13 protein-coding genes are annotated in these 13594 nt (G+C 35.5%); 7 read left to right on the forward strand and 6 right to left on the reverse strand.

Going from position 1 to position 13594, the window contains the following annotated elements:
* Nucleotides 1-21 precede the first annotated feature (21 nt).
* The 7 genes from prlC to citG all read left to right on the forward strand — a co-directional run bounded on the left by prlC (nucleotide 22) and on the right by citG (nucleotide 9305).
* Entirely contained in the window at nucleotides 22-2049 is a 2028-nt protein-coding gene (gene prlC, locus B6C84_RS01590) for an oligopeptidase A (RefSeq protein WP_086353841.1), read from the forward strand.
* Nucleotides 2036-2773, forward strand: a complete 738-nt coding sequence (locus tag B6C84_RS01595; protein ID WP_065651462.1) for a class I SAM-dependent methyltransferase — start codon at nucleotides 2036-2038, stop codon at nucleotides 2771-2773. The genes prlC and B6C84_RS01595 overlap by 14 nt, the downstream gene beginning before the upstream one ends.
* A gap of 15 nt (nucleotides 2774-2788) precedes the next feature.
* Nucleotides 2789-3478: a 16S rRNA pseudouridine(516) synthase RsuA gene (gene rsuA, locus B6C84_RS01600; RefSeq protein WP_034901248.1), complete on the forward strand. Its 690-nt coding sequence runs from the start codon at nucleotides 2789-2791 to the stop codon at nucleotides 3476-3478.
* 66 nt (nucleotides 3479-3544) lie between these two features.
* The gene (locus tag B6C84_RS01605) at nucleotides 3545-4792 is read left to right on the forward strand and encodes a Bcr/CflA family multidrug efflux MFS transporter (RefSeq protein ID WP_217332073.1); all 1248 of its coding nucleotides are present in this window, start codon (nucleotides 3545-3547) and stop codon (nucleotides 4790-4792) included.
* On the forward strand, nucleotides 4789-5319 hold the full coding sequence (locus B6C84_RS01610) for a gamma carbonic anhydrase family protein (RefSeq protein WP_086353840.1): 531 nt from the start codon (nucleotides 4789-4791) through the stop codon (nucleotides 5317-5319). Before B6C84_RS01605 ends, B6C84_RS01610 begins: the two co-directional genes overlap by 4 nt.
* A gap of 90 nt (nucleotides 5320-5409) precedes the next feature.
* Nucleotides 5410-8379 (forward strand): DNA translocase FtsK 4TM domain-containing protein, encoded by a 2970-nt coding sequence (locus tag B6C84_RS11770; RefSeq protein ID WP_086353839.1) that lies wholly within the window; start codon nucleotides 5410-5412, stop codon nucleotides 8377-8379.
* Nucleotides 8380-8405: 26 nt separating this feature from the next.
* Nucleotides 8406-9305, forward strand: a complete 900-nt coding sequence (gene citG / locus B6C84_RS01620) for a triphosphoribosyl-dephospho-CoA synthase CitG (protein ID WP_086353838.1) — start codon at nucleotides 8406-8408, stop codon at nucleotides 9303-9305.
* A 209-nt stretch (nucleotides 9306-9514) separates the two neighbouring features.
* Here citG and B6C84_RS11520 read toward each other — a convergent pair whose 3' ends face one another.
* The 6 genes from B6C84_RS11520 to B6C84_RS01645 form a co-directional block, all read right to left on the reverse strand.
* A complete protein-coding gene (locus B6C84_RS11520) occupies nucleotides 9515-9673 on the reverse strand; it encodes a hypothetical protein (RefSeq protein WP_165755135.1) in 159 nt (52 codons plus the stop codon).
* Nucleotides 9674-9731: 58 nt separating this feature from the next.
* Entirely contained in the window at nucleotides 9732-10553 is an 822-nt protein-coding gene (locus B6C84_RS01625; RefSeq protein ID WP_086320333.1) for a transporter substrate-binding domain-containing protein, read from the reverse strand.
* A gap of 63 nt (nucleotides 10554-10616) precedes the next feature.
* Nucleotides 10617-11042, reverse strand: coding sequence for a GNAT family N-acetyltransferase (locus B6C84_RS01630; RefSeq protein WP_065613954.1), 426 nt, complete (start codon nucleotides 11040-11042; stop codon nucleotides 10617-10619).
* Nucleotides 11043-11060: 18 nt separating this feature from the next.
* Nucleotides 11061-11819, reverse strand: coding sequence for an amino acid ABC transporter ATP-binding protein (locus B6C84_RS01635; RefSeq protein ID WP_086353837.1), 759 nt, complete (start codon nucleotides 11817-11819; stop codon nucleotides 11061-11063).
* Nucleotides 11816-12556: an amino acid ABC transporter permease gene (locus B6C84_RS01640; protein ID WP_065613951.1), complete on the reverse strand. Its 741-nt coding sequence runs from the start codon at nucleotides 12554-12556 to the stop codon at nucleotides 11816-11818. The genes B6C84_RS01635 and B6C84_RS01640 overlap by 4 nt, the downstream gene beginning before the upstream one ends.
* Before the next feature lie 22 nt (nucleotides 12557-12578).
* Nucleotides 12579-13535, reverse strand: coding sequence for a glutathione S-transferase family protein (locus B6C84_RS01645; RefSeq protein WP_086353836.1), 957 nt, complete (start codon nucleotides 13533-13535; stop codon nucleotides 12579-12581).
* Between the last annotated feature and the right edge of the window lie 59 nt (nucleotides 13536-13594).

Here is a 13594-nt window from a genome sequence, read left to right on the forward strand (position 1 = left end):
ATTCGCATAAGGTATCGCAGTATGACTAACCCACTATTAAGCAATTCATCATTACCCCAATTTTCAAAAATTAAACCTGAGCATGTTCTGCCTGCTATTCAAAAGACATTAAACAACTGTCGTAAAACAATCGAATCAGTATTGGAACAAAATAGTGAATACACTTGGGATAACCTAATACAACCCATTGATGAAATGGATGAAAAATTTAGCCGAGCGTGGTCACCAGTTAGTCATCTTAATTCAGTGAAAAATAGTCCTGAATTACGTGAAGCTTATGAAGCTTGTTTACCATTACTCTCGGAATACAGCACTTGGGTTGGACAACATAAACCGCTATATCAAGCTTACAAACAACTCAAAGATAGCAAGCATTATGAAAATTTAAGTAAGGCACAGAAAAAAGTGATCGACAATGCCTTACGTGACTTTGAATTATCTGGAATCGGCTTATCAGATGATAAACAAAAACGTTACGGTGAAATTGTTGCGAAACTTTCAGAATTATCATCGCAATATAGTAACAATGTATTAGATGCAACAATGGGATGGTCCAAACTAATTACTAATGTTGACGACTTGTCTGGATTACCTGAAAGTGCCTTAGCCGCAGCAAAAGAACAGGCAAAGGCTAAAAATCAAGAAGGTTGGTTACTAACTTTAGATATGCCAAGTTATTTACCGATTATGACTTACTGTGATAATCGAGACTTACGCTTTGAACTTTATCAAGCATATAATACTCGCGCATCCGATCAAGGGCCTAATGCAGGTAAATGGGATAATACCGATATTATTAAACAAATTTTATCACTTCGTGATGAGCTCGCTAAATTACTCGGTTTTGAGACTTATGCTGATAAATCATTAGCAACCAAAATGGCTGAAACAACCTCGCAAGTTACTGCCTTTTTAACTGATTTAGCCAGCAAGGCCAAACCGCAAGGTGAAAAAGAGTTAGCAGATCTTAAAAGATATGCTTATGAATACTTTGGTGCAAGTGATATTAAACCATGGGATATCGCTTATTACAGTGAAAAGCAAAAGCAACATCTTTACACCATTAATGATGAAGAGCTTCGTCCATATTTCCCAGAACAACGTGTCGTTAGTGGATTATTTGAAGTCGTGCGCCGTATTTTTGGTATTACCGCTAAACAACGCCAAGACGTAGAAGTTTGGGCGCCAGAGGTAAAATTTTATGATCTTTATGCTGCCAATGGAGAATTAAAAGGTAGTTTTTATCTCGACTTATATGCCCGTGAGCATAAACGCGGTGGAGCTTGGATGGATGATTGTATTGGCCAAATGCGTTTTGCCGATGGTCACTTGCAAAAAGCTGTAGCTTATTTAACCTGTAACTTTAATCGCCCAATTGGTGATAAACCAGCTTTATTCACCCACAATGAAGTCACCACGTTATTCCATGAATTTGGTCATGGATTACATCATATGTTGACTGAAATTGAAGTGTCGTCGGTAGCAGGTATTAATGGCGTGCCATGGGATGCCGTTGAATTACCAAGTCAATTTTTAGAAAATTGGTGCTGGCAACCTGAGGCTTTAGAATTTATCTCCGGTCATTATCAAACTGGAGAACCTTTACCTAAAGAGATGTTAGATAAAATGCTAGATGCCAAAAACTTCCAAGCAGCATTATTTATTTTACGTCAATTAGAATTTGGTTTATTTGATTTTAAACTACATAGTAACAAAACACCGGATATTTTAGAGACATTAAAACAGGTCAGACAACAAGTTGCAGTAGTACCTACTGTTGATTGGGGACGGTTCCCACATGCGTTTAGCCATATTTTTGCTGGTGGTTATGCGGCTGGTTATTATAGTTATCTTTGGGCAGAAGTTTTATCAGCAGATGCATTTTCTCGTTTTGAAGAAGAAGGGATTTTTAATGAATCAACCGGTAATGCATTTCTTGATAATATTTTGTCGCAGGGTGGCAGTGATGAACCTATGACATTGTTTAAAAATTTCCGTGGCCGTGAGCCACAACTTGAGGCATTACTTCGTCACTATGGAATCCACTAATATCAATTCTGCTCAGCTAAAACAATTAGCTGAGCAGTGGTTATCCGATCATATCGAACTTCCATTTGTTTTAGTTAGTCAAGCTCATCAACTTGAGTTACAAAAAACCGATGAGCCAAAATTAGGGGCAGTCGCAGTTAATTTTGTGTCAGGCACAATGGCACATCGTCGTCAATTTGGTGGTGGTCGTGGTGAAGCAATTGCTAAAGCCGTTGGCGTTAAAGGTAATTACTTACCAACCGTTATAGATGCCACTGCGGGATTAGGACGAGATGCCTTCGTATTAGCTTCTATTGGCTGTCAGGTTACAATGTTTGAGCGTCATCCTGTGGTCGCCGCCTTACTCGCTGATGGACTTGATCGTGCTTATCAAGATCCGACTATTGGTCAATTATTACAAAAACAGTTACGTTTAATTTATAATTCAAGCTTACATGGACTCAGCTTATATCAAGATAAACCTGATGTTGTGTATCTTGATCCGATGTTTCCACATCGACAAAAAAGTGCATTAGTCAAAAAAGAGATGCGTATTTTTCAACAATTAGTCGGTAGTGATCTTGATGCCGAAAGTTTGCTCGAACCGGCAAGGCGAATAGCCAAAAAACGAGTTGTTGTCAAACGGCCTGATTATGCACCATTTTTAGCCAATCAAAAACCAACGGCTGAAATTAAAACTAAAAATCATCGTTTTGATATTTATACACCATTAGATTGTATATAGGAACAGTATTTAAATATGCGACTGGATAAATTTCTTGCTCACCATTTAGGTGTGAGTCGAACAATAGTCAATAAAGAACTTAAAGCCCAAAAAGTTACCGTTAATGGTGATATTGTTAAATCAGGGGCTTATCATATCTCACCAGATCAAATTGTAGAATATGATGGTTTCGAAATCGTCCCTATTACCGAAAATCGCTACTTTATGCTCAATAAACCACAAGGTTATGTCTGTTCTACTGATGATCCAGATCATCCTACTATCCTCTATTTTATTGATGAACCTATGGCAGAAAAACTACATTCAGCAGGCAGACTGGATCTTGATACCACTGGTTTGGTTTTATTAACCGATGATGGTAAGTGGTCACATCGTATAACTTCACCTAAACATCATTGTGAAAAAGTCTATCAAGTGACAGTTGAACAACCACTTACCGCTAATCTTATTGATATATTTAAACAAGGCATTCAGTTAAAAAGTGAAAAAACTCTAACCGAACCAGCTAAATTGATTATCATTGACGATTATCATGCAGAACTCACTATAAGCGAAGGGCGATATCACCAAGTAAAACGAATGTTCGCAGCGGTAAATAACCATGTCACCCAATTACATCGCAAACAGATCGGCAATATTGTTCTTGATATACCTGAAGGCGAATATCGGCCGCTTACTCAGGACGAGATCAATTCGTTTAATTAGTATTTTTGATTAGATTGAATAAATAATTATTTTTTTGCTAAATTTTAGCTCCAAAGGAATAACGACGTGCAAACACAAGATCCGCAAATAGAAATCAAAGTTTCTAAACAAGCACTCATTTTTATTCTTGGTTTAATTTCAATGTTGATGCCATTATCCATTGATATGTATTTGCCAAGTATGCCAACTATTGCCGAAAAATTTAATGTTGCCGACTCCACTGTACAATTAACGATAAGTTGTTATTTATTAGGATTTTCACTAGGCCAACTTTTATTTGGGCCCCTAACCGATAGCTATGGGCGACGAAAAGTTTTAACTTTTGGGCTAATTATCTTTATCATTGCTGCATTATGTTGTGGTCTAGCTGCCAATATAAATCAATTAATTACTGCCCGCTTTTTTCATGGCATAGCAGCATCAGCAACTACAATTGTCATTAATGCATTAATGAAAGATATTTATCGTGATCGTGATGAATTTTCAAAAATGATGTCTTTTGTCATGCTCATCTCCAATGTTGCCCCACTACTTGCACCAATTATTGGCGGTTTTATTCTATTCTGGTTTGACTGGCAAGCGAACTTCTATGTTCTTAGTTTAATGGCTATCATCTGCCTTGGATTGGTAACAATCAATATTCCTGAAACCTTAGCTAAATCGAAACGTGATAAATTCAGCATAATTAGAATTTTAAGTAATTTCATTGCGTTATTTAGACATAGGCAAGTATTTACTTATATGATGATTGGCGCATTTTCTGGAGCAGGACTATTCTCATTTCTTAGTCTGGGGCCATTTGTTTATATTAATTTACATGGTGTTGCTTCAATCAATTTTGGTTATTACTTTGCTATAAATATTTTAGTTATGATATTTATGAACACCCTGAATAGCCGTCTGGTACGACGAGTTGGCTCGATAAAAATGATACAATTAGGATTATTAATTCAGTTTGTAATGACAATTGGTATGGCAATTACCAGTATATTTTACTTAGGATTTTTCTTTTTAGTCATATTTATTGCTGGTTATATCGGTTGTATTTCAACCATAGGAGGGAATTGCATGGCGGTAATTCTTGATTGTTATTCTCATATCGCCGGAACCGCCTCCTCACTTGCAGGCACGATTCGCTTTGCTGTTGCCGGCGCTATTGGTGTTTTACTTTCTACACTCGTTTCAACACATACCACAACCTCGGTTACCAATAATTTAACTGAATGGTTAATGGTTGGTTCAATGGTGATCTGTAACTTCTTAGCCGTCGGTTTATTTTTGAGTGTTAGAAATATAACAAGGAAAAAAACATGATTTATCAATTAGGCAACTTAAAACCACAAATTAATCCAACTTGCTTTATTGCCAAATCTGCCGATATTATTGGTGATGTGGTTTTAGATGAAAATGTATCTATCTGGTTTAATGCCGTTTTACGTGGCGATATCGCCAAGATACATGTTGGTAAAAATAGTAATGTCCAAGATAACACTACTATTCATATTGAAACTGATGTCCCATGTATTATTGGTAAAAACGTGACTATTGGCCACAATGTCATTTTACATAGCTGTACAATCGAAGATAATGTTTTAATTGGTATGGGCAGCACAATTTTAAATAATGCTAAAATTGCTAAAAATTGCTTGGTAGGTGCTAATTCACTAGTTACCCACAGCTTACCATATGAAGAAGGTTGTCTAATTATGGGATCTCCAGCTAAAATTATTCGTAAATTGACTGAGAAAGAAATTCTAGCCAACATTACAAATGCTCAACACTATGTATTAAATGCGCAAAGATTTAATCAAACCATAATCGAATTGGATTCATATCAATAAATTATTTTTATCTCTCATCCACGCTATAAGTGGGTTTAATTTATGATAAAATAGGTAAAATTTTAATTAAAATAGCTTTTAGGTACATGTTTGAAAAAATTTAAAATTACTAGAAGACAGATTGTTATTCAATTAATTCTATTAACATTAATAGGACTATCTGTTTGTTTATTTTTATCACTTTTTACTTACAACCCATCAGATCCTGGTTGGTCACGTACTGCTTGGCATAATCCTATTAGCAATTTTGGCGGTTATATTGGTGCATATGCTGCTGATATCGTATTTCAATTTTTTGGACTGATTGCTTTTAGTTTACCTATTATTATCATTTTCTTTTGTTTACAGTTAATGGGCTATTTTTATCGTCATAGTAATGAACCAATTAACTATTTCAGTGTTTCATTTCGAATTATTGGTATATTAGCTTTTGTACTTAGTTGTTGTGGTTTTTTTACCCTTAATATTCGTGATCCGGAACAATTTCAAGCTGGTGGTTATCTAGGCTCAATCGTTATTGAAAGCTTGTTACCAGTTATGAGCAGCTTAGTAACCTCTTTAGCTTTACTGGCAACAACCTTAGCATGTGTTACATTACTAACTGGCTTTTCGTGGCTTTATCTATTTGAAAAAATCGGGGCGTTGGTTATGTTAATACTGTCACCAATAAAATGGTTATTTACACCAGATAAAGTGACACAATCAGTTGCGCAAAATCAAAATGATGAAGCATCTATAAAAGAAAAAGAACCACAGATTGATTTACATCTTGATATGGATGACAGTAGCCAAAATAGTGTTGAACTAACCAATTTGGCTACGAATAATCAAGAATTAACCACCAAAATAGATACGGAAAAAGCCGAATCAACAATAGATCCGATTTCATTACAACATGATGAAAAATTCATAAAAACGGCAGCACAATTATTACAAACGATCGAAGCTAACACTGCAACTACAGACGAAACTCATGATGTAACTGACAAAGCAGCCAAAAAAGACCTTGATCCTGACGCAATATTAGCGCGGATGGAAAATATTTTAAAAAATATGAATGATGGTGATACAACTAATTCTACTAATTTGGCGGAATCTAATGACCAAATGGATAATCAAGAGATTATCCAACCGTTCGAAGAAGATAAGTACACAATTGCCGATGCACCAAGTAAACCATTATTTACTATGGAACATCATGAACCTGAAATAAATATAAATCATCCTACTTTTAATAGCGAGGGTGCGATTGAACCAAATGTGATACAACCAGTTGAGGATGAAATATCACCAAGTATTACTCAAGAATATAATAATTATCAATTCAATGATATTCCAGACAACTTTGAAATACCTGAGGATGTTGATATCTCACTTCTTAAACAAGAAAATCCTACTATTGATGATATTTATTTAAATGATGTTGATAACGAAGAAACGACACAAGCACTTACATCTTTAACTCAAACGGCAACAATTATCGATGAAGATGCCGAAGAAGATAATGAAGATGAGGGTGAAAGCCTAATTCATCCGTTATTACAACGTAATGATAAACCATTACCCAAGCCAACTACTCCACTACCTTCGTTGAGTTTATTAACGCCACCACCAACAACAAGAATTGAGGTTGATCATGTTGCGTTAAATGCAATGGCACAGCAAATTGAAAAAAGTTTATCAGATTATCGAGTAAAAGCTCGCGTTGTTGATTATTTACCAGGTCCTGTGATTACGCGTTTTGAAATTGAATTGGCTCCGGGTATTAAAGCTGCCAGAATATCAACACTGGATCGTGATTTAGCTCGTTCCTTATCTATGCCATCAGTAAGGGTTGTAGAAGTAATACCAGGTAAACCTTATGTCGGTATTGAATTACCTAATCAAAATCGCCAAACCGTTTATTTCAGAGAAGTATTAGATAGCCCACAATTCAAAAACGCTCAATCTCCACTTACGGTCGTTTTAGGAAAAGATATTGCTGGACAATCGGTGGTTGCTGATTTAGCAAAAATGCCTCACTTATTAGTCGCAGGAACTACAGGTTCAGGTAAATCAGTTGGTGTTAATGCCATGATATTAAGCATTTTATACAAATCACAACCGGAAGATGTTAGGTTCATCATGATCGACCCGAAAATGTTAGAACTGTCGATTTATGAAGGAATACCTCATCTATTAACCCAAGTAGTAACTGATATGAAAGATGCGGCTAATGCGCTTAATTGGTGTGTTAATGAAATGGAGCGCCGCTATCGATTAATGTCAGCTTTAGGCGTTCGTAACATTGCTGGTTTTAATGAGAAAATCAAGCTTGCGGAAGAGATGGGACGACCAATTCCAGATCCACTCTGGAAACCAACCGATAGTATGGATCTAGAAATGCCGACGCTTGAAAAACTTCCATATATTGTGGTTATGGTTGATGAATTTGCCGATTTAATTATGGCCGTTGGTAAAAAAGTAGAAGAGTTAATTGCTCGACTTGCCCAAAAAGCCCGAGCTGCAGGTATTCATTTGGTACTAGCTACCCAAAGACCTTCTGTTGATGTTATTACCGGTTTAATTAAAGCTAACATACCAACCCGTATTGCATTTACAGTTTCAAGTAAGATTGACTCACGAACCATTTTAGATCAAATGGGTGCAGAATCTCTGCTTGGTATGGGGGATATGCTCTATTTAGCGCCAAATAGCTCTATTCCTGTTCGTGTTCATGGCGCTTTTGTCCGTGATGAAGAAGTTCATGCCGTCGTTCAAGATTGGAAAGCGCGTGGTAAACCTAAATATATTGAAAATGTAACCGTCTCAACCGACGATAGTGAAAGTGGTAGCTTTGATACTATTGATGAAGAACTCGATCCACTATTTGATCAAGTTGTTTCTTTCGTCATTGAAACACGTAGAGCATCAATATCCAGTGTCCAACGTAAATTCAGAATTGGTTATAACCGAGCCGCACGAATTGTGGAACAAATGGAAATGGAAGGCATTATAAGTGCACCTGCCCATAATGGTAATCGAGAAGTACTTGCTCAAGCATCGCATAATAATTATTAATCTTAATTGTAAAGGCAGCCTATTCCATGAGTAATTATTTAGCGCAAGTAATTAGCTTAGAATCGAAATTGATAAGTCACAATGTTTTGAGCTCACCGACAATATTGGCGGTACAAGCGTTAATTAGAGAGATCTGCTTATCACCCAAACCTGGATTGGTTGATATGAACAATAATGGCGCACATCACGATATGAATTTTCAAACATTCATAACAAGTATTAACGCTATTTCAAATTGGTTTGAACGTTTCTATCAATATGGTAAACATAATGCCAACGTTGCAGCACCTGATTTTTTAGCAAATATTCGACCAATTGGCCTTGAATGTGAAACAGCGATGTTTAGTGCAACTAAACAGATTAATACTCATAAAGGTGGAATATTTGCCTTTGGTCTATTACTAAGTGCCATTGGTAAATTAGAGCAACTTAAATTACAAACAACTATTCCGATGATCTGTAATGAAGTAGCCAATATTTGCCACGGTATGGTTAATAACGAATTATCACAAAATAACCGCAGCCACTCAGTAGGAGAACGGCTTTTTAAGCAACATAATCTTACTGGTGCAAGAGGCGAAGCTGAATCAGGATATACAACCGCACGTGAGATATCACTCCCAATTTATCAAGAAATGTTGAATAGTGGCTATAATGAAGAATCAGCCCTATTACAAGCAATGCTATACTTACTAACTTACAATCAAGACACGAACTTAGTTTCTAGAGGAGGCTTGGCCGGATTAGAGTTCGTGCAAAATGAAGCAAGAAATTTAATCCAGCAAGGTGGCATTATGCATCCAAATGGATTGGAAATGATTGCTAAGTTAGATGATGAACTGATAAAACGTCATTTAAGCCCTGGAGGCTCAGCCGATCTAATTGCCGTTACTTGGTTTTTATCTCATTATGCAGATCCAAATTAACTCATTTAGCTTATAAAAGTTCTTACAAAAATTGATGGTTAAGCGGTAACCAATAAATTATTGATAAAAGCACCGTAACGATTGTCACATCGGCTAAAGCTAATCATTCGAAGAGTTCAACTTCATCATCAACCATCCGGAGCTTTATCAACACTAATACGACCTAGTATATCTACTTTAGCTTGCATACATAATATCCATAGAGGAAATTACCATGAAAGCCGATGAATTAACCATTGCGGTGATTTATAGTTATTATCATCACTTAAAGCATAAAATGGTATTTGATGCACTCGGATAATTCGACAAATTTTTTCCCGTAATTCAAAAGGAACACCTAATCGACATAATAGTGCTGGTCCAACCATTAAACTAGAACAGATGATAACGGATGTTTATTTACCGCTGTTAGACCATTGATATTTATTATTTAGGTGAATAATCAGCAGCAAAATAACGCTGACTAATTTGTGCTAGTTCACCACTACTAATAATTTTTTTGATAGCTTCATTGATATCTTTGGTTAATTGTTCACCTTTAGTACTTTTACTAATTAAAAGATAACTAAATGGTGAAGCAATACGATCTTCATCTTCCTTACTCAGTTCAATTATTTTTAAATTGAGATGATGTTCACTAATATATTGCGATAACATTACTTTATCAATTAGCTGAAAATCATATTGACCGCTTTCAACATGTTGCAAAACAGGTAATAAATCAGCTTCACTATAAACAATTTTGACAGGATTATTAGGATTTTGCTGATTATAGGTTTCTAAAGCTGTAGCATAGTTTAGTCCCGGTGATACTTCTGTAGATTTTCCATTAAGATCACTAAAACGATTGATATTATTATTATTTTTAGCTACTGCGATTACATATTGATTTTTAAAGATTGGATCGGAATAAAAATACTTCTCCTTACGTTTTTCATTCATTGCATAATTATTAGCACCAACTTGATACCTTTGAGAATCAAGTCCTGCAAGTACAGATGGAAATTCTGTAATTTCAAAATTAATTTCATATTGTGGTAGTTTGGCAAATATCGCTTTAACCACATCAATATCATAACCCGTCAGCTCACCTTTATCATTGACTGTCGTAAAAGGACTTGGTGCACCTGATGTTGCAATAACGATTTTTTCTACTTTAGTGCTTTGGTTTTTTGCGTTTTGATTATCACATCCAATAAGTGATAAAACAGCCAAGATCAAAAAGCTATACCATTTTTTTAGATTCATAACGCCGATCCTCTGTAGTTAAAAATTAGTTAATATTATTAAAATGCTAGTCAATTAGGCTATCTAAATGAATCCCATTTCTTTCATTTGCTGCCGATGATCTGTTTGATATATGGCCATACCAGTTTTCATTAAATCAAAACCTAAGTTCTTATAAAATTCAACCGTTTGAGGATGTGTATAAAGAATAATATTACAATCCTTTACTTGTTCGATAAGCTTATCGACAATTAGCCTACCATATTGCTGACCATGTAAGTGTTTTGCCAAAGCAATGTTATAAATCGCTGCCTGACAAATTCCATCTGATAGTGCTCTACCCACCCCCACCACATGATTATTCTCCAATAAAAAAACTACCGCATAGCTTCTTTTAAAGACTTGTTCTTGAGTTATCGCATCGAACGAACTTAGGCCATAAAATGCCAGTAAATCAGCAACTTCTTGCCAATTAATATCATCACAATGTTGTTGAATAATAATCCCCATTAGTACCTCATTTACTGATTAAATCTCATAATCCATTTGCATTGCTGAATAATATCTAGATAAAAAATCTTTTGTTCTTTGATGAACAGGATTTAAAAAAACTTGTTTAGGCGATCCATCTTCAATAATTTGCCCTTTATCTAAGAACAAAACTCGGCTGGCTATATCATGCACAAAACTCATTTCATGAGAGACTAATATCATCGTAATACCCGATTTTGCCGCCATTTTTATGGTTGCCAATACTTCGCCGACTAACTCAGGATCTAATGCAGAGGTAGGTTCATCAAGTAATAAGACCTTAGGGTTCATGGCTAACGCTCTAGCAATAGCAACCCTTTGTTGTTGACCACCTGATAGTTGTTTTGGATAGTGGTTTACTCTATCAGCAAGACCAACTTCAACTAGTTTGTCGTAAGCAATTTTTTCAGCTTTCTCTCGAGAGTATTTTTTTACAATCAGTAACCCTTCCATAACATTTTCTAAAGCATTCTTTTGTGGGAAAAGATTGAATTGTTGAAAAACCATCGCTGTTTGTTGACGAAATTTAACAATTTGATCTCGTTTAGACTTATTAACATCAAACGACATGTTATCAATAGTGATATTACCAGCTTGAGGTTTTTCCAATAAATTTAAACAACGTAACAGTGTCGATTTTCCTGCTCCCGATGCGCCAATAATTGCAACGATTTCATGTGGTTTAATAGCAAAATTAATTTGATTTAAAATGCAATTACTATGAAAAGATAAAGTGAGATTATTAACATGAATCATAGCCATTTCCCTCTTCGGTAACTTGGAGTATTTTTATCTTCACTTATCGTTAATCGGTTCTCTAAATATTTGACTAATAATTCAATTAATATGGTTAACGCCCAATAAATTAGAGCCAGTGAAATATAAACTTCAAAATAACGATAGCTATGACCAGCTAAAGTTTTACCTCTACCAGTCATTTCAGTTACCGAACAAACAAACGCCAGTGAAGTTCCTTTTAGTAATCCGATTAAAGTATTACCTAAGTTAGGCAGTGCGACTATAAATGCTTCAGGAATAACAATACGACGTAAAACTTGACTATATGTCATACCTAACGATTGTGCAGCTTCGATTTGCCCCTTATTTACAGATTGTAATGCGGCACGAATTGTTTCAGAGTTATAAGCTGCTTCATTAAAAGAAAAGGCAATCAATACAAACAATATTGCCGGAAGCCCATTAATATTAAAATCTGTATCAAAAAAGTAATTAACATAACGTAATAAAATTGGTAGGCCATAAAAACTCAAATAAAGCTGTACCAATAATGGTGTTCCTCTTATAAATGAAACAAATACCGCTGCTATTTGCGTTAAGACAGGTATTTTATTCATTTTAATTATTGCAATAACTAGACCTAATATTACGCCAAGTAACATCGAAAAGATGGTGATAAAGAGTGTTACTGGCAAATAAGCCAGTAACGTCGGTATTTGGGTGAAAATCAATCCAAAATCAATAATATTTGGCATCTGTATTATCCCAATATTTAAATTAATTAAATTGTTTATCTCGATTATGTGGCGTTTTCCAATTACTAACATCAGGCCCTAACGGCAAAATATCATAAGGATTATGGGCGTTATTACTCAAAAAATAACCTTTTTTAATCGCCTCAAAATCAGTGGTATCACCAAAAGCAGGAATTTGATAGAGATCTCGGGCATAACCCCACAAATTAGGATAATCGATAATTCGATTTCGATTAGTGTTGAATGCAGCATAATAGGCAACGTCAAACCTAGCCAAAGTGACATATAAACGAATATCTGAATCAGTGATGTTATCACCAAAAAGATAACGAGATTTGCTTAATCGTTGTTCTAATTTATCTAACTGGTTAAAAACGAGATGGTAAGCATGCTCATAAGCTGGTTGTGATCGAGCAAAGCCTGCTTTATAAACGCCATTGTTAACTTCATGAAATATCACATCATTCAATTCATCAATTTCACTACGTAAATGTTCTGGATAGAGATCTGGTGCCCCAGCTTTATGAAATGGCTTAAAAACAGTTTCCCAATAGTTAGTTAATCTAAAATAATCGTTGTTAACAACTTTGCCAGTTTTTACGTCTACTACGGTAGGTACTGTTGCTCGCCCATTATATTCTGGATCGGTTTTAGCATAAATTTCCGGTAAATAACGAATCCCTAACACCGGATCAACGCCATTGGGATCAAGTGAAAACTCCCAACCATGTGGTGTTCTTATAGGAGAAACCTTACCTACACTAATAACATCCTCTAAACCCAATAACTTGATGGCTATCATTTGGCGATGAGCCCAAGGGCAAATTGCAGCCCAAATCAGTCGATAACGACCTGCTTCAACAGGTAACAAGCCAGGTTCATTACCAAAGGGAGTGTCAAATCGGTTAGTTTGACGGACAAAAGCACCATCTTTACTGATTTCATTATTTTCAGTCGTTACTACTTTTCCTATAGACATACGCTTACTCCTATTATTTGATACTGCAATTTAAATCATCCAACAATTGGATTAATTCA

Origin of the sequence: Gilliamella apis, assembly GCF_002142155.1 — a bacterium.
GTDB lineage: Bacteria > Pseudomonadota > Gammaproteobacteria > Enterobacterales > Orbaceae > Gilliamella > Gilliamella apis.

Bases quoted from the DNA above. Each gene is read 5' to 3' on its own strand.
- B6C84_RS01595 (WP_065651462.1), top strand. From the start codon at position 2,036: ATGGAATCCACTAATATCAATTCTGCTCAGCTAAAACAATTAGCTGAG.
- citG (WP_086353838.1), top strand. From the start codon at position 8,406: ATGAGTAATTATTTAGCGCAAGTAATTAGCTTAGAATCGAAATTGATA.
- B6C84_RS01635 (WP_086353837.1), bottom strand. From the start codon at position 11,819: ATGATTCATGTTAATAATCTCACTTTATCTTTTCATAGTAATTGCATT.
- B6C84_RS01645 (WP_086353836.1), bottom strand. From the start codon at position 13,535: ATGTCTATAGGAAAAGTAGTAACGACTGAAAATAATGAAATCAGTAAA.
- B6C84_RS01610 (WP_086353840.1), top strand. From the start codon at position 4,789: ATGATTTATCAATTAGGCAACTTAAAACCACAAATTAATCCAACTTGC.
- B6C84_RS11520 (WP_165755135.1), bottom strand. From the start codon at position 9,673: ATGGTTGGACCAGCACTATTATGTCGATTAGGTGTTCCTTTTGAATTA.
- B6C84_RS01630 (WP_065613954.1), bottom strand. From the start codon at position 11,042: ATGGGGATTATTATTCAACAACATTGTGATGATATTAATTGGCAAGAA.
- rsuA (WP_034901248.1), top strand. From the start codon at position 2,789: ATGCGACTGGATAAATTTCTTGCTCACCATTTAGGTGTGAGTCGAACA.
- B6C84_RS01625 (WP_086320333.1), bottom strand. From the start codon at position 10,553: ATGAATCTAAAAAAATGGTATAGCTTTTTGATCTTGGCTGTTTTATCA.
- B6C84_RS01640 (WP_065613951.1), bottom strand. From the start codon at position 12,556: ATGCCAAATATTATTGATTTTGGATTGATTTTCACCCAAATACCGACG.
- prlC (WP_086353841.1), top strand. From the start codon at position 22: ATGACTAACCCACTATTAAGCAATTCATCATTACCCCAATTTTCAAAA.